Source organism: Mycobacterium sp. Soil_C_30 (assembly GCF_057656995.1).
In genome coordinates, this window is sequence record NZ_JBDGJH010000014.1 from 134,072 (window position 1) to 152,979 (window position 18,908).

Genomic DNA, 18,908 nt, shown 5'->3' on the forward strand with positions numbered 1-18,908 from the left:
GAATGGTAACTATTTCCGTAGCTGGGGAGTGCTGGTAACGGTGGATCTGGGTCTGGGCGGCGCCACGGCTGTCGTGGTGGGTGGTAGCCGCGGTATGGGGTTGGCCGCGGCGCGATGCCTGGCCGAAGACGGTGCGAAGGTAACGGTCATCGGCCGCTCCCGTGCGGCGTTGGATGCCGCGGTGGCCGAACTGGACTCCGCCGGCAGTTCCGAGACGGTCGGTCTGGTTGCCGATGCGGCCGACCAGGCCCAGATCGAGAAAGCGTTCGCCGAGACGGCGGATCGCTGGGACGACCAGCTGAACATCCTGATCAACGCTGTCGGGCCCAATGTGCAAGGAGCGTTCGAGGATCTGACCGACGAGCAGTGGCGGCAGGCGGTCGACACCGGGGTGATGTCGATGGTGCACAGTGTGCGGTCAGCGCTACCACTGCTGCGCCGCGCGGAATGGGCACGCATCGTCAACTTCTCGGCCACCTCGACGCAACGGCAGAGCGCCCGGCTGCCCGCATACACCGCGGCCAAGGCGATGGTCACCAGCATCTCGAAGAACCTGTCGCTGTCTTTGGCGCCCGACGAGATCCTGGTCAACGTCATCTCACCGGGCAGCGTGGCCTCGGAGTCGCTCAAGGCGTGGGCGCAGACGGTGGGGGTGGATGGCGATGATCCCTACCGGCTGATGGACGCCATCGGCGAGCATTTCGGCCATCCGGCGCAGCTGCCCAGGGCGGGCCTGCCGGAGGAGATCGGCCCTGTGGTGGCCTTCCTGGCGTCCCGGCGCAACTCCTACATGACCGGCGCGAACATCAACGTCGACGGAGGTTCCGATTTCACCTGATCGCCGCAGCTCGCACCCGGTGATCCGGCCTTGCGGAACCAGCTACTGAAAGGTATACAGTATGAGTGATTCGGACAGGGTGGCCGGTCGGTGAATCCGGGGGAGGTGCCGCGGGAGATGGGTAGTGCGGCCCGCGAAAATGATTCCCTCCCAACCGAAGCCGTGCTCTACGACGTCACCGACAGCGGCGTCGCGGTGATCACGCTGAACCGGCCCGACCGACTCAACACCTGGGGCCGCGATATCGCGGCCGGTTTCTACGCCGGCATCGACCGCGCCGAAGCTGATCCCTCGGTGCGGGCGATGGTGCTGACCGGCAACGGCACGGCCTTCTGCGCCGGCGCGCATCTGGGGTCGATGGCCACCATCGGCGAATCGCTGGCCGGCTCCGGCGATCAGCAACGTGACGTCAGTGCACTCGTCGGGGAACGTCATCCCCACTTCCTCACCGCGCTGGCCAAACCCGTGATCGCGGCGATCAACGGATCGTGCGTCGGGATCGGCCTCACCCACGCCCTGATGTGCGACGTCCGCTTCGCAGCCGCGGGCGCGAAGTTCGCCACCACGTTTCCCCGGCGGGGACTGGTCGCCGAGTACGGAATTTCCTGGATCCTCCCGCGCTTGGCGGGTTGGGGAGTGGCCACCGATCTGCTGCTGAGCGGGCGCACCTTCGCCGCGGAAGAAGCCTCGGCGCTGGGGCTGGTCAACGAGGTGGTGCCGGGTGAGGCGCTGCTCAACCGGGCTCTGGAATATGCCGGGGACCTGGCCCGCAACTGCTCGCCGGCGTCCATGGCGGTGATCAAGCAGCAGGTTTACGGCGATGCCGAACGCGGCGTCGCCGAGGCCAGTGAACGCGCCGAGAAGCTGATGCACGAGTCGCTGCTGCGCCCCGATGTCGTCGAAGGCATCATGAGCTTCCTCGAGAAGCGCAGCCCCGACTTTCCACCGCTGGCAGACTCGATGAGGGAGAGGTCATGAGCGCTCCAAAGCCCTTGGACTATCAGGCGATCGACGTCGACAATCACTATTACGAACCGCTGGACGCCTTCACCCGGCATCTGCCCAGGGAGTTCAAACGCCGTGGGGTGCAGATGGTTCAAGACGGCAAGCGCACGCTGGCCGTGATGGGTGAGAAGGTCAACCACTTCATCCCCAACCCCACCTTCGATCCGATCATCGAACCGGGCTGCCTCGATCTGCTCTTCCGTGGTGAGATCCCCGAGGGGGTGGATCCCGCCTCCCTGATGAAGGTCGACCGGCTGCCGGATCACCCGGAGTACCAGAACCGTGATGCCCGCGTGAAGGTGCTGGATCGGCAGAACCTCGAAACGGTGTTCATGCTGCCGACTTTCGCCTGCGGGGTCGAAGAAGCGCTCAAGCACGACATCGAGGCCACCATGGCCTCGGTGCATGCGTTCAACCTCTGGCTCGACGAGGACTGGGGATTCGACCGGCCCGACCACCGGATCCTGTCGGCACCCATCATCTCCCTGGCCGACCCGGACAAGGCCGTCGAGGAGGTGGAGTTCGTACTCGCCCGCGGCGCCAAGATGGTGCTGGTACGCCCCGCGCCGGTACCGGGCGTGGTGAAACCGCGCTCGCTCGGTGACCCGCTGCACGACCCGGTGTGGGCGCGGCTCGCCGAGGCCGGCGTGCCGGTCGGCTTCCACCTGTCCGACAGCGGCTATCTGGCGATCGCCGCGCTGTGGGGCGGCAAGGCCACCTTCGAGGGTTTCGGCAAGAAGGACCCGCTTGATCAACTCCTCCTCGATGACCGAGCCATTCACGACACCATGGCCTCGATGATCGTGCACCAGGTGTTCACCCGGCACCCGACGCTGAAAGTGGCGAGCATCGAGAACGGTTCGTACTTCGTCTACCGGCTGATCAAGCGGTTGAAGAAGGCGGCCAACACCGCGCCGTATCACTTCAAGGAAGATCCGGTGGAGCAGCTTCGCGCCAACGTCTGGATCGCGCCGTACTACGAAGACGACGTGAAGGTGCTGGCCGACACCATCGGTGTGGACAAGATCCTGTTCGGTTCGGACTGGCCTCATGGTGAGGGCCTCGCCGACCCCATGACGTTCACCGCAGACATTCCCCAGTTCCCGGAGTTCAGCGCCGAAGACACCCGAAAGGTGATGCGCGACAACGCACTGACGCTGCTCGGTGCCGACGTCACGGCGTCCAGCCGGCCATGAGCGAGTGGACCATCGGCGGCGTCGTCGACGCCATCGCCGAGGTGATCGGTGACCGCACCATGACGGTGTGTGGTGACCGGGTGAGTACCTTCGCCCAGACCGCGCAGCGGACCCGTCGGCTTGCCGGTTTCCTGACAGCCCACGGGCTCGGCGCGCACGAGGAGCGAGATTCGTTGCGCAACTGGGAGTGCGGCCAGGACCGGGTGGCGCTGGTGATGCACAACGATCTCTACGTCGACGCCGTGCTCGGCTGCCTCAAGGCCCGCACCGTGCCGGTGAACGTCAACCACTACTACACCCCGCGCGAAGTCTCCGAACTCCTGGCGTACGTGCGGCCGACGGCGATCATGTATCACCGGTCCCTGCGTGATGTCGTACCGACCGGCGCAGCGCGGCTGCTCATCTGTGTCGACGACGGCGACGACGCTCCCATACTGCCCGGCAGTGTGATGTTGGACGATGCGCTGGCGCAGGGGGATTCGGTGACCCCACCTCCAGGTTGTGCCGATGACCTGCTGATGATCTGCACCGGCGGTACCACCGGGCGGCCCAAAGGGGTGATGTGGCGCCAGTCCGACATCTACGTGTCGTCGATGAACGGCGCCGATCACGAATCCGTCGACGAGATCCACGACAAGGTGCGCCACGCCGGGCCGCCGTGGTTCGCGGTATCGCCGTTGATGCACGCGGCAGGGCTGTGGACGGCGTTCTCCGCGGTACTCAGCGGGCAGCCGACCATTCTGTACCAGACCAGCACCGGTTTCGACGCCCGCACCGTGCTAGAAACCGCCGAACGGCACCGGGTGGGATTGATGACCATGGTCGGCGACGCGTATGCGGTGCCTCTGCTGGAGGAACTCGGCCGTCGTTCCTATGATCTCTCGTCGTTGTTCGCCATCGGCACGGGCGGTGCCGCCACCAACCCTGAACATCAACGGGCACTGCTGGATCACCTGCCCCAGATCACCTTGATCAACGGCTACGGCTCGTCGGAGACCGGAAACATGGGCTTCGGTCGAAGCCGGCGCGGTGAGCAGAAGGACACCTTCGAGCTGCGGCCCGGTGGTCTGGTGCTCTCCGAGGACTACACCAGATTCGTCTCGCCAGGCGAGCCCGAGGTGGGCTGGGTGGCACGCAACGGCCGGATCCCGTTGGGCTACTTCGACGATGCTGTCGCCACTCAGAAGACGTTTCCCGAAGTGGACGGGCGGCGGGTGGTGATCTCCGGGGATCGGGCCTCGGTGGAACCCGATGGCACACTGCGGCTCTTTGGCCGGGACTCGTTGGTGATCAACACCGGCGGGGAGAAAGTCTTCGTCGAAGAGGTCGAGGAAGTGCTGCGCGCGCACCCCGATGTGGCGGACGCCCTGGTGGTCGGGCGCCCCAGCGAGCGTTGGGGTGAAGAGGTGGTGGCGCTCGTCGCGTTGCGCGGTGGCGCGGCCGACGGCCTGGCGGAATTGTGCGCCGCTCAACTGGCGAAATTCAAGGCTCCGAAGGAGTACATCGTCGTCGACCGGGTCCGGCGGCTCGGCAACGGAAAGGCTGACTATCGGTGGGCGAAAACCCAAGCGGTGCAACGAGCGGTGCAGCCGCTGTGAACCCGGTCATCGACTGTCTGGTCAACGTCCACTTCGGGGAGACGGAGCAGCAGCCGGGATGGATGCTGAAGGTGCGCGACGACTATTTCAAGGGCCCGCGGTCGATGTTCGCACCCGTGGACCTGACCGAACTGCTCGACGAGATGGACTCCCAGGGTGTCGCCAAGGCGATCCTGATGGACAACCTGGTCAAGCCCTCGGTCACCGCGCGTAAGTTCGTCGAGGCGCGGCCGGACCGGTTCGCCCTCGCCATGGGTGGGGTGAACCTACTGCGCCCCATTCCCGCGCTCCGCGATCTCAGCGCGGTGGTCGCGGACCTCCCGGTGGTGTATGCCGTTGTGGGCCCGAGCTTCTGGGGAGATGGGCAGTACCCGCCCAGCGATGCGGTGTACTACCCGCTGTACACCAAGTGTGCTGAGCTGGGTCTGCCGCTGTGCGTCAACACGGGGATTCCGGGTCCACCGATCCCCGGTGAGGTGCAGAACCCGATTCATCTGGACCGGGTGTGCGTCCGGTTCCCTGAGCTGAAACTGTGCATGATCCACGGCGCCGACCCGTGGTGGGACGTCGCCATCCGGTTGCTGATCAAGTACCAGAACCTGCGACTGATGACGTCGGCGTGGTCGCCGAAACGCCTGCCGGAGAGCCTTGTGCACTACATGCGGACGCGTGGCCGCGACAAGGTGATCTTCGGCTCCGACTGGCCGGTGCTCACCCAGCACCGGGTGGTCCCGGAGGCCAGGGCGCTCGACCTGCCGCCCGAGGTGCTCGACAACTACCTGTTCGACAACGCACAGTCGTTCTTCTTCGGAGACCAGGAGCCGTGATGGACCGCTACGAACTGCGACGGCAGGATTACAGCCTCAACGACGACCACGTGGACCTGCAGGCGGCTTACCGCCAGTTCTTCAAGGCGCACTGCTCGATCGACGTGGTGCGGGCGGCGGAAGCCACCGGTTTCGACAAGAGTCTGTGGGAACGGCTGTGCGCCATGGGGGCCACCTCCATGGCTGTTCCCGAGTCCGCCGGCGGTGACGGGGCGACGCTGGTCGATCTGACGCTGGTGGCCGAAGAACTGGGGCGCATGCTGGCGCCGGTGCCCTGGATCGACCACGTGTGCGCGGCCCGGCTGCTGGCTCGTCTGGGCGCTGCCACCGATGACGTGGTGTCGGGTCAGCAGATCGTGGCGCTGGACCTGCGGCTGGAACCGTCCGGAGGACCGCGTTTGATCTCGGCCGGCTCGATCGCCGACCAGATCGTGGTACGTGAGGGCGACGACATCGTCCGGCTGGGCTTTGCCACCCGCCCGGTCAAGGTCGACAACCTGGGCCGGCTGCCGATGGCCTGGGTGGAACCGGCGGCCGCGGACACCACTGAGGTGCTGGCCAGTGGGTCCGACGCGGTGCTGGCATATCAAGGTGCGCTCGATGAGTGGCGGCTACTGACCGCTGCTGCGTTGACCGGCCTGGTCGAGGAGACCATGACCATCGCCGTGGAATTTGCCAAGTCCAGATACACACTGGGCGTGCCGATCTCGACGCTGCAGGCGATCTCGCATCCCTTGGCCAATATGGCGATAGCCGTGCAGGGTGGCCGCAACCTGACGCGGCGCGCCGCGTGGTTTCTGGACAACGAGCCCGACGAGCGGCCGGAGCTGGCCGGGTCGGCGTTCGTCTTCATGACAGAAGAGGCCGCCAAAGCCGCCACCATGGCGGTGCACATCCAGGGTGGGCTCGGTGTGTCGGCGGAGGCGGCGTCGTCGGCGTATCTCGTCCGGGCGCGTGGCTGGCCGCTTGCCGCCGGTGATCCGGGAGCCACGGCCAAGCACATCGGAAGGCTGGTCGCGGCGCGGGAGAGCGGGAACTGACGTGGATTTCACCCGAGTAGCGCTGTCGGAGGACGATCAGGCCTTCTTCGACGGGGCCCGCAGCTTCTTGCGCGCCCATGTCACCGACGAGGTGATCCAGCACGACCGGGAGACCGGCGACAACTTCCACGAAGCCGTGCACCTCGCACAGGGCGCCGCCGGTTACCTGGAGGGTGAGTGGAAACCGGAAGCGGACGGCGGTTTCACCCGGATCCGTCGTCGCATCTGGGAGCTGGAGAAGCGTCGCGCCCACGTGCCGTGGGTGACGTGGGGGACGACGGCGATGGTGGCGCGTTCGGTGGCGGCCTTCGGCTCGCCTGAACTGGTTCAGGAGGTGCTCCCGAAGGTGTTCTCCGGTGAGGTCCGGATGTGTCTGGGCTACACCGAGCCCGAAGGGGGTTCCGATATCGCCACTTGCAAGACCCGGGCGGTGCGGGACGGTGATGGTTGGATTATCAACGGCTCCAAGATGTTCACCACCGGCGCGCACAACTGCCAGTACGTCTTTCTGCTCACCAACACCGATCCTTCGGCGCCGAAGCACAAGAGCCTGACGATGTTCCTGGTGCCGTTGGACTCGGACGGCATCGAGATCCAAGGTGTCCGGACTGTCGACGGTGACCGCACAAACATCGTCTACTACAGCGATGTGCGCGTCGACGACAAGTACCGGCTGGGTGACGCCAACGGCGGCTGGACCGTGTTGCGGGAGCCACTCAACGCCGAGCACGGTGCGGTGGCCGCCGCGCAGGACGGCCTGGCCGATGTGTCGATCATGATGCACCAGGCGGGATTCATGTCCTCGGCGGTGGATGCTACCGCCGCTCGGGCCGCCGCCATGATCGGCGACGAATCAGTGGCATATCGGCTGGGCCGCAGCGCTGCTCGGTTGGAGGCAGCACTGTCCACGCCGAGCATCTTCGGCCGGGTGGCCATCGCACAGACGATGCGGGACATCGCCCCGGATCTGATGGACGTGCTCGGTGGTGTTTCGGTGCTGCCGGTGGGTGCCGAGGGAGCCACCGATGGAGGCAGTGCTGAGTACGTGTACCGGTTCGCGCCGCTGGCGGGGATCTACGGTGGCACCCTCGAGGTGTTCCGGAACATGATCGCCCAGCACGTGCTGGGACTGGGCAAGCCGAATTACGGTGCTACGCCGAAAGTCGGCGTCGGCGCGCGTCCGTGACGATCAGCCACACGCCCGATGCGAGGAAGTAGAACGCGCCGAACGCGGCGTACGGGGCGAGATCGGCGACGCTCGGCATATCGGGTCCGGCAGCCTTGCCGAGGAACATGGTGCCCGCGAACGCGGACTGGGCGCCGCTGAGAATCATCAGCCATTGTGCGCCATGGCTTTTCCATCGACGCACTGCGGTCGCCAGTTGTAACAGGCCGGACAGCGCCGCCCACACACCGAAGACGGCGAGCACCGCATTCATGCTCATGGTGAGCGCGACGGCCACGGCGGCGGTGGTGATGACACTGACTGCGGCGTTGAAACTCTGGGTGGGATTGCGGCGTAACCCGCCGTTCTTGACGGCGTCCAGTACATTGGCCGCGGCGTCCCAGGCGGGATAGACGAGCAACAGCGCGCCCGCGACGACCGGTGCCTGTCCCATGACGAGCAGTGCCGCACCCACCCATACCACCGAAACGGTGCCGCGCAGAAGGTAATAGGTCTTGAGCCACTGGTTGTTCGTTTGATCTGCCATGTTCTTCTCCTTGGTTCAGCGGGGGGTGAGTAGTCGGTCGATCGCAGGCCGGGTGATGGCTGCGAAAGTGTTCGGATCGCCGTAGGCGCGGGCCGACAGCATGGCGCCGTGGACGGTAGCCATCAAGGTCTCGGCTTCGGAGTGGGCGTCGTTGGCGAGTATGAAGCTGCCCTGCTCGGCGCCGCGGTTCAGAACTGCTTCCAGCCATCCGGACAGGGTGCGGAAATAGGCTCGGAGTTCCAGCGAAATATCCTCGGGCAGAACAGAAATCTGTGTGGCCAAGAGGGCGCACACGCAATAGCTGCTCTCTGCTTCGCCGATGCAGGATTCCCAGTAGCCGGTGTAGGCGCGCAGCTGATCGGCCGGGTCCGAGACATTGTGTTCGATCGCGGCGAAGCCTTCCTCGGCCTCACGTCGGTACTGCCGAACGAGGGTCAGTACCAAGTCGGCTTTGGTGGGGAAGTGGTGGTGGATGCTTGCCTTGCGAATACCCACGACGTCGGCGATGGTCGCGAAACTGAAGCCGTGGTAGCCGCCGGCGATGATCGAGGTCTGCGCGCAGCGGACGATGGCATCTGCGGTGGTGGGTTCGGCCATGAAACGTAGCCTACCTTCTAGTAGGTAGGGAGTCGAATTGAGATCACTGCCGCCGAGGTATCGGGAATGCGCCGGTTCGAACCGGGCGCAATTCCCCTGTGTCGCTTCGGTATCAGTAGTCACACGGCGTGCCGTTTTGTCGGTGCGTCGAACTAGTGTTCGAAGCATGAGTTCATCCGCCATCGCCGACAAGGAGGCGATGCTGGCTGCCCAGGCGCAGATCGAAGCCTTGACCGCGCAGATGAACTCGTTGTCGATCGATGCGTTCACTCCGCTGGAGTTGTTGGCGCTGATGCAGCGCCGCGAAACCGTCACCTGGGCGCAGCCGGCCCTGGATCACAAGGTGTATCAACGGCTGAGGTCGGAATGCGCGCCGAAACAGTGGGGGGCGAGCAGCTTCAACAAGGTGCTGGCCGCCCGGTTGCGGATCAGTGAGGCCGAGGCCGCCCGCCGCCTCACGTCGGCCTCACTTTTGGGTCCGCGGACCGCGCTGACCGGGGAACCGTTGGAGCCGGCGTTGCCGAACATCGCCGCCGCCCAGGCCCACGGCCTGATCGGTCCGGAGCATGTGGCGAAGGTCAAGGCGTTCTTCAAGAAACTCCCGGCATCGGTGGACTTCTCGGCCCGTGAAGCCGCCGAAGCCGACCTGGCCCGCCACGCCTCGACCCTGGATGTCGACGGCTTCACCGAAGTCGCCGACCGACTGAAATACCTCCTCAACCAAGACGGCGAATTCTCCGATGTCGATCGTCAGGCCGGCCGGTACTTCTCTATCGGCAAGCAGGACGCCGACGGTAACGTTCCGGTGCACGGCAGGCTGACCCCGGAATGCGCGGCCACCCTGCACGCAGCGCAGGCGAAACTGGCGGCCCCGGGTATGTGCAACCCGGCCGATGAGGCCCCGCAGGTGGACGGGGAACCGGATCCGGAGCGCGCCCGCACTGATGCCCGCACTCAAGGGCAACGCAATCATGATGCGTTGCTGGCGATGGGTCGGGCGTTGTTGGCCTCCGGTGAGCTCGGCCAGCACAACGGGCTGCCCGTCACCGTCATCGTCAAAGCGACTCTGACCGACCTGGAGAAAGGGGTGGGCCACGGCCTGACTGCCGACGGGACGTTGATCCCGATGCCCGAGGTCATCCGGATGGCTTCTCACGCGTTTCATTACCTGGCGTTGTTCGACGGCAAAGGGGTGCCGTTGCACCTGGGTCGGGCCCGCAGGACCGCTTCCCGGGGGCAGCGGATCATGCTGCTGGCCCAACACGGTGGCTGCACCATGCCCGGATGCACCGCCTGCGGATACCGCTGCCAGGTCCATCACGCCACCAAAGACTGGAAAGACGGCGGCCAGACCAACATCGAAGACCTCACCCTGGCGTGTGGGCCGGACAACCGGATGGTGGAAACCACCGGCTGGACCACCCGAAACCGACCCGAGGACGGCATCACCGAGTGGATTCCGCCCCCGGAACTGGACTGCGGCCAAACCCGCGTCAATGTCTATCACCACCCCGACCGGATCCTCGCCCCCGACGATCCGTGAGTGAGGCGGGCGGCGTGGACAGCCGGCGGACCGAGTGGTTCACCGGCTTGAAGTGCGCGCGTGAATGGGGGGGGGGCGACTAGGTGCTCAGGATGGTCGCGCCAGCGGTACCGGGCGCGCCGTACAACTGGGCGAATCCGACTCGGGGTGACCCGGGTACCTGACGATCCCCGGCCTCGCCACGCAATTGCCGCACCAGCTCGTGGATCTGGCGTAAGCCGGAGGCGCCGATCGGTTCGCCGTTGGCAATGAGTCCGCCATCGGTGTTGATGGGCAGGGCCCCGCCGATCTCGGTGGCGCCGTCGGCCAGCAGCTTCTCCTGATCGCCGTCCGCGCAGAAGCCGGCCTCGGCCATGTGGATGATCTCGGCGCCGGCGTCGGTGTCCTGCAGCTGGACCACGTCGACATCCTCGGGGCCGATCCCGGCGCGTTCGAACGCGGCGCGGGCGGCATACACCGTCGGCGAGACGTCCTCGTCGACCGGAGCGAACGTCGTATTGACCTCGTAGGCACCGTAGCGACGGGTGCGCACCTCCACCGCACGCAGGTACACCGGCTTGTCGGTATAACGATGCGCAATCGCCGCATTGCACATCACCACGGCGGCCGCGCCCTCATCGGGTGCGCAGAACATGTACTGCGTCAGCGGGTAATTCAGCATCGCCGAACCCAGGATGGCGTCCTCGCTGATCGGCTTGCGGCGGAACGCGTTCGGATTCAGGGCGCCGTTGCGGAAGTTCTTCGCGGCCACGCGGGCGAGTGTGCGTTGCGAGATGTTGTGCTGGTGCAGGTACCGGTTGGCCTTCATGCCGAAGAACTGCGTGGTGAGGTACTGCCCGTTCTCGGCGTACCAGGACGGCATCCCCACCAGGGCGGGATCTTCGGTGAACGCACCGCGCGGATGTTTGTCCAAGCCGATGGCAATACCGATGTCGTAGTCGCCCAACCGGATTCCGTCGGCGCATGCCTTGGCGGCGCTGGCGGCGGTGGCGCAGGCGTTGAACACATTGGTGAACGGAATGCCGGAGAGGCCCACCATGCCGACGATCGCATCCGGGTTGGCCACCGTCCAGCTGCCTCCGGCGGCTGCCTGAACATCGCTCCAGGACACGCCTGCGTCGGCGACAGCGGCGCGGATGGCGTCCACGCCCATCTGCATGGCGGATTTGCCCTCGAAGCGGCCAAAGGGATGCAGCCCGACACCGATGATCGCAACGTCATTCATGCGCCAACTGTAACGCTTACGGTAGGCGGTTCCAATGCGCAGCGATGCCTCCACATTGTGGAGTGCTTGACGGCACCCAGGACACCGGCCTATGGTCTAGCTCACATCCACAATATGGATATGGAGACCACATTATGGAAATCGCGGGAGCCCAGAGTGCGTACCGGGTCCTCGACGTCCTGACGGAAGTGTCGCTCAATCCAGGCGCCACCGCGGGCGAAGTTGCAAAAGCCACGAATCTGACAGCCCCGACCGCGCACCGGTTGCTGCGGGTGCTGTGCGATCGCGGCTTCGCGATTCAGAACGACGCGGGCAAGTATGTCCCGGGCCCGCAGATGCGGGTGCTGGTCGGAGACCGCGTGGACCGCGCGACGCTGGAGGAGATCGGCCGGCCGCTGCTGGCGCAGCTGCGGGACAAGTCCACCGAGACGGTGTTCCTCGCGGTCCGGGAAGGGCTACAGCTGACCTACCTCGTGGTGATGACCTCCTCGCATTCCGTGCAGATGTATGGCGAGGTGGGACAGCAGATTCCCCTGCATGCGACCAGCCAGGGCAAGGTGATCCTGGCGTTCCTGCCGCCCGGTGTCGGAGAGCGCATCATCGACCAGTTGGAGCTGGCGCGCTACACCCCGTCCACCATCACGACCGCGGTGGAACTGCACGAGGCGATGTACGAGATCCGGCGCGACGGCTACGCCCTCAACTTGGAGGAACGCGAACTCGGCGTGCGCTCCATCGCGGCCCCGGTGCTGGACCCGTCCGGCAATGTGGTGGCCTCGGTGTGCGTCGGCGGCCCCATCTTCCGGTTCTCCGAAGAAGACCTCCGTGGCAAGTTCGCCGACCTGGTGTGTGAGACCGCGGAAGCGATCAGCGCCGAACTCCTGCGGAGGTTCAAGCCGATCGAAGAAACAGAAGAGCGGTCGGCTCAGTGAGTATCGAGACGGTCAAGACGTTCCACAATATGGAGCTCGGCGCCAGCGCTGAGCACACCGCGATCATCGACGCCGGCACCATCCGGGCGTACGCGCAGATCTGCGGTGACCACAATCCGATCCACGAAGACGCCGAGTACGCCGCCAACACCCGGTTCGAGCGTCCCGTCGCCCACGGCATGCTCGTCGCCGGTTACGTCCAGACCGCCCTCACCGAACTCGTCGCGCCCGGCGGGGTGTCCACCAGTTACCAGTTCGACCTCCTGGCACCCGCCTTCGAAGGTGCCTCCGTCACCGCGCAGGCAGTGTGCGCGCATCTCGATCCCGTGACCCATCGGGCCACCTTCACCATCACAGTTGTCGACGACACCACTCGGAAGCAGTTGATCAGCGGGTCCGCAGTCGTCGCGTTTCCCAAAGGAGAGAAATGAAGATCCGCAAGATCCTGCCTGCAGTCGTCTGCGCCGCTTCGGTGGTCGCCATGACGGCGTGCAGTTCGAGTGTCAACAACAACGCCGACCCGTCCGACACGGCCGCGCCGGCAACCAACGTCGAGATCGACGACGGCGGGTGCGCCGAGAACCACGACCAGATCGCACAATTACAGGCAGATCTCAGCAAGAACCTCTACGGCATTGCAGCGGCCGAATCGGGCAAGGATGAGCGCACCAACCCCAACCCCATCCCTGAAGGCGACCCCATCAAGATCACCTTCTCGGTCGAAGGCCTGAGCCACCCCTTCCTGGTGAAGCAGAAGCAGCTGGCCGAGGAAGCCGCGACCAAGCTGGGCGCGGAGATCAACGTCATCAGCGCCAACGACGATGTGAACCAGCAGTTCAACGACATCCAAACCGCGATCGCTCAGGGCACCGACGCGCTGATGATGATGCCGGCCACGACCCAGGGTCTCGACGCGGTGCTCAAACAGGCTGAGGCCGCGCAGATCCCGTACTTCTTCTCCCAGAAGGGCATGCTCGGCGTCGACCCGGTGTCGCAGGTGTTGGCGCCCTACTCCAACGAGGGACAGCAGCTCGGTGAGTGGGTGGTGGAGCACTACAAGGGGCAGGAAGACGTCAACGTCGCGATCATCTCCGGCATCCCCGGCGACCAGTCCAGCGATGCCCGGGTGAACTCCTTCCTGTTGCCGCTGCTGCGGTCCTGCAACTTCAACATCGTGGCCAACCAGCCGGGCAACTACCGCCGCGGCGACTCCGAGAAGGCCGCACAGAACATGCTCGCCGCCAACACGAACGTCGACCTGCTGTTCGGCGCCAACGACGAAGCCGCACTCGGTGGCATCGCGGCGCTGAATTCCAGTGGGCGCCAGGGCGTCGACGTGGTGGGCCTGGACGGCCAGACCGACATGTTCGCCGCCATCCAGTCCGGCCAGGCATTGGCCACGGTGATCCACAAGCCCACCGCGGGCATCGTCGTCGAAGAGATCGTCGACTACCTGCGTGGTAACCCGGTGCCCGCATACCGCGTCCTCGACGAGGACCTGGTGACCAAGGAAACCATCGAGTCCGGCGCCCAGCCGGCATTCTGACAACGGAGCAGTCATGACCACAACCTCGGCACCACTGCGTCCTCCAGGCCCGCCCGAGACAAAGGAGCCCAAGGGCAAGGGGTTCGGCGGACCCAGCCTGCGCCAGCTCGCCCAACTCGGGCCGGTGGTCGCACTGGTACTGCTGGCCGCGGTCTTCGCCGTCAGCGCGCCCAACTTCACCAGTAGCGCCAACCTCACCAATGTCCTTCAGCAGGTGTCGATCACGGCCATCGCCGCGGTCGGGGCCACGGTGGTGATCCTGGTTGCCGGTATCGACCTGTCGGTCGGTTCGGTGGTGGCCCTCACCGGCAGCATCGCGGCGCTGTATCTGCAGCACGCGATCCTGTCGACGGGAGCGTCGGCGGTGGTGGCGGTACTGCTCAGCCTGGTGGTCGGCACGGCGTGCGGGTTCCTCAACGGGGTCCTGATCACGCTGTGCCGGGTACCTGCGTTCATCGCGACGCTGGCGACCCTGACGGCCCTGCGGGGTATCGCCCTGCTGGTCACCAACAGCTACCCGATCTCGATCAACAACAGCGCCTTCACCCAGATCGGCGTCGGCAAGGTGGGCCCGGTGCCGATCCCGGTGATCATCATGGCGGTGACGTTCGCCGTGGGGTACGTGATCCTGCACCGGCTCAAGATCGGGCGCCGGATCTACGCCGTCGGCGGCAACCGGGAAGCGGCTCGGCTGTCCGGGATCCGGGTATCCCGAGTGCTGTTGTTCGCCTTCACTTTTGCCGGGCTGTGCGCCGGTGTCGCCTCGGTGATCCTGACCGCCAAGCTCTCGTCGGGGCAGCCGGCCGGGGCGGTGGGCTTCGAACTCGACGTCATCGCCGCGGTGGTGGTCGGCGGTACCAGCCTGTTCGGTGGTCGCGGGCGGTTGGCGGGCACCTTCCTCGGAGCGCTGGTGATCGCTGTCCTGGGCAACGGCCTGACACTGATGAACGTCCCGTTCTACTGGCAGCAGATCGTCACCGGTGCGGTGGTGGTGGCCGCGGTGGTGCTGGACCGGGTGACCCGCGGTGGGGAGCCGGGCGAATGAGTTCCCCAGCAGGCACGGTAGCTCCTGTGCGCACCGGGCTGGTGCAGGCGTCCGGCATCTCCAAGCACTACGCGGGTGTCGCGGCGCTCGAAGACGTATCAGTCACGTTGGAGCCGGGCAAGATTCACGCGCTGGTCGGCGAGAACGGTGCAGGCAAGTCCACGCTGTCGAAGATCCTGGCCGGGTTCGAGACGGCGGATGCCGGCACCGTCACCCTCGACGGACAGCCGATCAACCCCAAGAATCCCACCCAGGCCGCAGCGCTCGGTATCGGGATCGTGCACCAGGAACTCTCGGTCATCGGCTCGATCTCGGTGGCGGAGAACGTGCTCGTCAATGCCGAACCGTCACGGTGGGGTGTGATCGACCGGCGCGCCCTGGCGCACCAGGCCAAGGCGCATCTGCAGAGGGTCGGCCTGGACATCGACCCCCGCAGGCAGGCCGGCGAGCTGTCCATCGCCGAGCAGCAGCTCATCGAGATCGCGAGGATCCTGGCGCAGAATGTCCGGGTGGTGTTCTTCGATGAACCCACATCGTCGCTGCCACACGATGATTCGGTACGGCTGCTGGGGTTGTTGCGGGAACTGCGCGACGATGGTGCCGCGGTGGTGTTGATCAGCCACGACCTGCCGGAGGTGCTGGAGTATGCCGATACCGTGAGCGTGCTGCGCGACGGGCGACACATCATCACCGCGCCCGCCGCCGAGTTCACCGAGGACTCGCTGATCAGGCACATGATCGGGCGCAACCTCGAGTCGGTGTATCACGGGCACGACGAGACGGCGGACAAGCACGCCCCCGTACTGACCGTGCGTGACATCAGTGCTCCCGGCGTGGTCTCGGCGTCGCTGCACGTCAGCCCGGGGGAGATCCTCGGTATCGGCGGCCTGGTCGGCAGCGGCCGCACCGAGGTGCTGGCCGCGATCTTCGGAGCCAGCAAGATCGCCGGCGGAACGATGAGTCTCGACGGGAAGCCGTACCGCCCGGCGCACCCCCGTAACGCGCTGGACGCCGGTATCGCGCTGGTGCCCGAAGACCGCAAGAACCAGGGCCTGCACCTCGGACTGCCCATCAGCACCAACATCGAGCTGGCCAGCCTGGCCGCGATGAGTACCGGCCCCTGGTTGCGACGCCGCAAGGGCGCCAAGATCGTCGACCGGTTCTTCAAGGAACTGCGGATCAAGGCCGCGAGCACCTCGATGCCCGTCGGATCACTGTCCGGCGGCAACCAGCAGAAGGTGGCGCTGGCCAAGGTGCTGGCCACCCAACCCCGGGTCCTGCTGCTCGACGAACCCACCCGCGGGATCGATGTCGGCGCCAAAGCCGAAGTGCACCGGCTGATCCGGAGCCTGGCCGACGAAGGTCTGGCGATCATCATGGTGTCGTCGGTGCTGCCCGAGCTGCTGGGCGCCTCCGACCGGATCGTCGTGATGCGCGCCGGGCGGACCGTCGGTGAGATCAGCCGTGCCGACGCGTCGGAGGAAGCCGTCATGAAGCTCGCGTTCCAGGGAGCGGTGTCCGATGACTGACAAGGTAGCGGTGCTCACCGGCGCCGACGGCGGGCTGGGCCGTGCCGTCGCGCAACGGCTGGCCAAAGACGGTTTCACCCTGGTACTGGGGTATCACCCGGGCAGTGCCGCGCCCTCGATCAGCGACGCGCTGACGGTGCCGGCCGACGTCACCTCCGAAAGTGATGTGGCGCAACTCATTTCCACGGCGGTTGCCGAATACGGCCGCATCGACGCCCTGGTGACGCTGGCGGGCGTGATGGAACAGAAGTTTCTGCCCGACCTGGATCTGGCGACCTGGAACCAGACACTGGCGGTCAACCTCACCGGCACGTTCCTGTGTGTCAAGGCCGCGGCGGGCGAACTGACCAAGACCGGGGGCACCGTCGTCACCATCGGCAGCCAGATCGGCTACGTGGGCGGTATCAACTGCGCCGCCTACACGGCCTCCAAAGCCGGGGTGGGTGGACTGACCCGGGCGCTGGCCCGCGAGCTCGGCCCCGCGGTACGGGTGAATTGTGTTGCGCCGGGACCGATCGAGACCCCGATGACCGCGGCACACGCGACGCCCGAGTGGGTGGAACAGAAAACGAGATCGCTGGTCATGGGTCGATTCGGGACACCGGACGAGGTGGCCACGGCGGTCGCCTGGCTGGTGGGTGACGAAGCGAGCTTCGTCACCGGGCAGACCATCAACGTCAATGGGGGAGGAGCGATGCCATGAGGATCAGTCAGACGATCACACCCGAATTCCTGTCCGCGCGGGACGCCATCGAACGGATCCCCGATCGGGCGCGACTGCTGGTCGAGGCCTCCGGCGGCGGAGTCATCGAACCATCGGGATTGCTGAACGCGTTGGCCGACCGCTACCGCCGCACCGGCGGCCCCGGCCAACTGTCGGCGTACTTCTGCAGCGGGGTCGGCGACCGCAACGGCTCCGGCATGGACGTGCTGGCCCTGCCGGGCCTGCTGCGCAGTGCCATCGCTGGACACTGGGCCATGACACCCACCCTGTCGAAGATGGCCCACGACGGTGACATCGAGGCCTACAACCTGCCACAAGGTGTGCTCGCCCAGCTGTTGCGCGAAAGCGCGGCCAAACGGCCGGGGCTGATCACCAAGGTAGGTCTGGGCACGTTCTGCGACCCACGCCAGGGCGGCGGCCGGCTCAACAACGCCACCACCACCGACCTGGTCGAGGTGATGGAGATCAAGGGCGAGGAGTACTTGTTCTATCCCAGCCCGTCCTTCGACGTCGCCTTCATCCGCGGCACCACCGCCGACGAACACGGCAACCTCACCCTCGAACACGAGACTGCCAAACTCGGGGTGCTGGCCGCCGCGACCGCCGCGCGCAACAGCGGCGGGCTGGTGATCGCCCAGGTGAAGCGCGTGGCCGCCGTGCACACACTGAATCCCAAGAGTGTGGTGGTGCCGGGCCATCTGATCGATATCGTGGTGGTGCAGGAAGACCAGTGGCAGACCGCGATCAACGAATACAACCCGGCCTTCTCCGGTGAGGTGTACGTCCCGTTCGGCCGTTCCCCGGCGATGCCACTGTCGGAACGGAAAGTGGTGGCGCGCAGGGCACTCGATGAGATCAAACCGGCCTCGGTGGTCAACCTCGGGGTCGGGATGGCCGACGGTGTGGCCACCGCGGCGCTGGAAGAGGACCGGCTCAAGGAGATCACCTTGACCGTCGAGCAGGGCATGGTCGGCGGGGTGCCCGAGCGCGGGGTCATCTTCGGGGTGTCCTGGAATCCCGAGGCCGTGATCGAGCACGCCTCACAGTTCGACTTCTACGACGGTGGCGGCCTGGATGTGGCGTGCCTGGGCTTCGCCGAGGTCGACAAGGAAGGCAACGTGAACTCGTCCCTGGTCGACGGTCGGATCTTCGGTGCCGGCGGGTTCATCAACATCTCGCAAGCCGCCAAGAAAGTGGTGTTCTGCGGGACACTCACCGCGGGAGGTCTGCGCATCGACCTGTCCGAGGGGCACCCCAAGGTGACCTCAGAAGGTAAGCACCGCAAGTTCATCGACAAGGTACGCCAAGTCACGTTCAATGCACACCTGGCCCGCGAACGCGGCCAGGAGGTCATCTACGTCACCGAACGCGCGGTGTTCGCCCTCGGCGACGACGGACCGGTGCTCATGGAGGTGGCGCCGGGCTGGACCGCCGAACAGGTGATCGCGCTGATGGATTTCCGGCCCAAACTCGCCGACGTCGTGACAACCATGTCCAGCTCGCTCTTCAGCCCCGATCGCCGAATCCCCAACGAACAACAGGAGAACTGAC

At 65.9% G+C, this 18,908-nt stretch carries 18 protein-coding genes; 15 read left to right on the plus strand and 3 right to left on the minus strand.

What is annotated here, in order from left to right; all coding sequences use genetic code 11:
• Nucleotides 1–40 precede the first annotated feature (40 nt).
• From AC3A6P_RS23820 to AC3A6P_RS23850, 7 genes are all read left to right on the plus strand, one after another.
• Entirely contained in the window at nt 41–838 is a 798-nt protein-coding gene (locus AC3A6P_RS23820; protein ID WP_487694331.1) for an SDR family NAD(P)-dependent oxidoreductase, read from the plus strand.
• Nucleotides 839–955: 117 nt separating this feature from the next.
• Nucleotides 956–1,816 (plus strand): enoyl-CoA hydratase, encoded by an 861-nt coding sequence (locus AC3A6P_RS23825; protein ID WP_487694389.1) that lies wholly within the window; start codon nt 956–958, stop codon nt 1,814–1,816.
• Entirely contained in the window at nt 1,813–3,039 is a 1,227-nt protein-coding gene (locus AC3A6P_RS23830; protein ID WP_487694333.1) for an amidohydrolase family protein, read from the plus strand. The genes AC3A6P_RS23825 and AC3A6P_RS23830 overlap by 4 nt, the downstream gene beginning before the upstream one ends.
• Nucleotides 3,036–4,637 carry an acyl-CoA synthetase gene (locus tag AC3A6P_RS23835; protein ID WP_487694335.1) on the plus strand — a complete coding sequence of 534 codons (1,602 nt, stop codon included), beginning with the start codon at nt 3,036–3,038 and terminating at the stop codon, nt 4,635–4,637. The genes AC3A6P_RS23830 and AC3A6P_RS23835 overlap by 4 nt, the downstream gene beginning before the upstream one ends.
• The gene (locus tag AC3A6P_RS23840) at nt 4,634–5,464 is read left to right on the plus strand and encodes an amidohydrolase family protein (protein WP_487694336.1); all 831 of its coding nucleotides are present in this window, start codon (nt 4,634–4,636) and stop codon (nt 5,462–5,464) included. Before AC3A6P_RS23835 ends, AC3A6P_RS23840 begins: the two co-directional genes overlap by 4 nt.
• Nucleotides 5,464–6,504, plus strand: coding sequence for an acyl-CoA dehydrogenase family protein (locus AC3A6P_RS23845; protein WP_487694338.1), 1,041 nt, complete (start codon nt 5,464–5,466; stop codon nt 6,502–6,504). Before AC3A6P_RS23840 ends, AC3A6P_RS23845 begins: the two co-directional genes overlap by 1 nt.
• A gap of 1 nt (nt 6,505) precedes the next feature.
• Nucleotides 6,506–7,690 (plus strand): acyl-CoA dehydrogenase family protein, encoded by a 1,185-nt coding sequence (locus tag AC3A6P_RS23850; protein ID WP_487694339.1) that lies wholly within the window; start codon nt 6,506–6,508, stop codon nt 7,688–7,690.
• Here AC3A6P_RS23850 and AC3A6P_RS23855 read toward each other — a convergent pair.
• On the minus strand, nt 7,656–8,216 hold the full coding sequence (locus tag AC3A6P_RS23855; protein WP_487694340.1) for a DUF308 domain-containing protein: 561 nt from the start codon (nt 8,214–8,216) through the stop codon (nt 7,656–7,658). The genes AC3A6P_RS23850 and AC3A6P_RS23855 overlap by 35 nt on opposite strands.
• Nucleotides 8,217–8,231: 15 nt before the next feature.
• Entirely contained in the window at nt 8,232–8,813 is a 582-nt protein-coding gene (locus tag AC3A6P_RS23860) for a TetR/AcrR family transcriptional regulator (RefSeq protein WP_487694341.1), read from the minus strand.
• 166 nt (nt 8,814–8,979) lie between these two features.
• Between AC3A6P_RS23860 and AC3A6P_RS23865 the strand changes: the two genes are divergently transcribed.
• On the plus strand, nt 8,980–10,356 hold the full coding sequence (locus AC3A6P_RS23865) for an HNH endonuclease signature motif containing protein (RefSeq protein WP_487694342.1): 1,377 nt from the start codon (nt 8,980–8,982) through the stop codon (nt 10,354–10,356).
• A gap of 79 nt (nt 10,357–10,435) precedes the next feature.
• On the opposite strand, the gene AC3A6P_RS23870 is transcribed toward AC3A6P_RS23865, so the two are convergent.
• Complete coding sequence (locus AC3A6P_RS23870; protein ID WP_487694343.1) at nt 10,436–11,581, minus strand: thiolase family protein; 1,146 nt, start codon at nt 11,579–11,581, stop codon at nt 10,436–10,438.
• Between the two features lie 134 nt (nt 11,582–11,715).
• Here AC3A6P_RS23870 and AC3A6P_RS23875 point away from each other — a divergent pair, with 134 nt between their 5' ends.
• From AC3A6P_RS23875 to AC3A6P_RS23905, 7 genes are read left to right on the plus strand one after another with little or no spacing between them, the layout of a single operon-like run.
• The gene (locus AC3A6P_RS23875; RefSeq protein WP_487694344.1) at nt 11,716–12,513 is read left to right on the plus strand and encodes an IclR family transcriptional regulator; all 798 of its coding nucleotides are present in this window, start codon (nt 11,716–11,718) and stop codon (nt 12,511–12,513) included.
• Complete coding sequence (locus AC3A6P_RS23880) at nt 12,510–12,944, plus strand: MaoC/PaaZ C-terminal domain-containing protein (RefSeq protein WP_487694345.1); 435 nt, start codon at nt 12,510–12,512, stop codon at nt 12,942–12,944. The genes AC3A6P_RS23875 and AC3A6P_RS23880 overlap by 4 nt, the downstream gene beginning before the upstream one ends.
• A complete protein-coding gene (locus tag AC3A6P_RS23885; RefSeq protein ID WP_487694346.1) occupies nt 12,941–14,059 on the plus strand; it encodes a substrate-binding domain-containing protein in 1,119 nt (372 codons plus the stop codon). The genes AC3A6P_RS23880 and AC3A6P_RS23885 overlap by 4 nt, the downstream gene beginning before the upstream one ends.
• 13 nt (nt 14,060–14,072) lie before the next feature.
• On the plus strand, nt 14,073–15,104 hold the full coding sequence (locus AC3A6P_RS23890; protein WP_487694347.1) for an ABC transporter permease: 1,032 nt from the start codon (nt 14,073–14,075) through the stop codon (nt 15,102–15,104).
• Nucleotides 15,101–16,633: a sugar ABC transporter ATP-binding protein gene (locus tag AC3A6P_RS23895; protein ID WP_487694348.1), complete on the plus strand. Its 1,533-nt coding sequence runs from the start codon at nt 15,101–15,103 to the stop codon at nt 16,631–16,633. The genes AC3A6P_RS23890 and AC3A6P_RS23895 overlap by 4 nt, the downstream gene beginning before the upstream one ends.
• Nucleotides 16,626–17,336, plus strand: coding sequence for an SDR family NAD(P)-dependent oxidoreductase (locus AC3A6P_RS23900; protein ID WP_487694349.1), 711 nt, complete (start codon nt 16,626–16,628; stop codon nt 17,334–17,336). The genes AC3A6P_RS23895 and AC3A6P_RS23900 overlap by 8 nt, the downstream gene beginning before the upstream one ends.
• Complete coding sequence (locus tag AC3A6P_RS23905) at nt 17,333–18,907, plus strand: acyl CoA:acetate/3-ketoacid CoA transferase (protein ID WP_487694350.1); 1,575 nt, start codon at nt 17,333–17,335, stop codon at nt 18,905–18,907. The genes AC3A6P_RS23900 and AC3A6P_RS23905 overlap by 4 nt, the downstream gene beginning before the upstream one ends.
• Nucleotide 18,908 lies beyond the last annotated feature (1 nt).

What these genes read in the sequence shown, in the direction of transcription:
- AC3A6P_RS23825 (WP_487694389.1), top strand. Translation starts at nt 956, where the DNA reads ATGGGTAGTGCGGCCCGCGAAAATGATTCCCTCCCAACCGAAGCCGTG.
- AC3A6P_RS23830 (WP_487694333.1), top strand. Translation starts at nt 1,813, where the DNA reads ATGAGCGCTCCAAAGCCCTTGGACTATCAGGCGATCGACGTCGACAAT.
- AC3A6P_RS23835 (WP_487694335.1), top strand. Translation starts at nt 3,036, where the DNA reads ATGAGCGAGTGGACCATCGGCGGCGTCGTCGACGCCATCGCCGAGGTG.
- AC3A6P_RS23845 (WP_487694338.1), top strand. Translation starts at nt 5,464, where the DNA reads ATGGACCGCTACGAACTGCGACGGCAGGATTACAGCCTCAACGACGAC.
- AC3A6P_RS23855 (WP_487694340.1), bottom strand. Translation starts at nt 8,216, where the DNA reads ATGGCAGATCAAACGAACAACCAGTGGCTCAAGACCTATTACCTTCTG.
- AC3A6P_RS23860 (WP_487694341.1), bottom strand. Translation starts at nt 8,813, where the DNA reads ATGGCCGAACCCACCACCGCAGATGCCATCGTCCGCTGCGCGCAGACC.
- AC3A6P_RS23865 (WP_487694342.1), top strand. Translation starts at nt 8,980, where the DNA reads ATGAGTTCATCCGCCATCGCCGACAAGGAGGCGATGCTGGCTGCCCAG.
- AC3A6P_RS23870 (WP_487694343.1), bottom strand. Translation starts at nt 11,581, where the DNA reads ATGAATGACGTTGCGATCATCGGTGTCGGGCTGCATCCCTTTGGCCGC.
- AC3A6P_RS23875 (WP_487694344.1), top strand. Translation starts at nt 11,716, where the DNA reads ATGGAAATCGCGGGAGCCCAGAGTGCGTACCGGGTCCTCGACGTCCTG.
- AC3A6P_RS23885 (WP_487694346.1), top strand. Translation starts at nt 12,941, where the DNA reads ATGAAGATCCGCAAGATCCTGCCTGCAGTCGTCTGCGCCGCTTCGGTG.
- AC3A6P_RS23890 (WP_487694347.1), top strand. Translation starts at nt 14,073, where the DNA reads ATGACCACAACCTCGGCACCACTGCGTCCTCCAGGCCCGCCCGAGACA.
- AC3A6P_RS23895 (WP_487694348.1), top strand. Translation starts at nt 15,101, where the DNA reads ATGAGTTCCCCAGCAGGCACGGTAGCTCCTGTGCGCACCGGGCTGGTG.
- AC3A6P_RS23900 (WP_487694349.1), top strand. Translation starts at nt 16,626, where the DNA reads ATGACTGACAAGGTAGCGGTGCTCACCGGCGCCGACGGCGGGCTGGGC.
- AC3A6P_RS23905 (WP_487694350.1), top strand. Translation starts at nt 17,333, where the DNA reads ATGAGGATCAGTCAGACGATCACACCCGAATTCCTGTCCGCGCGGGAC.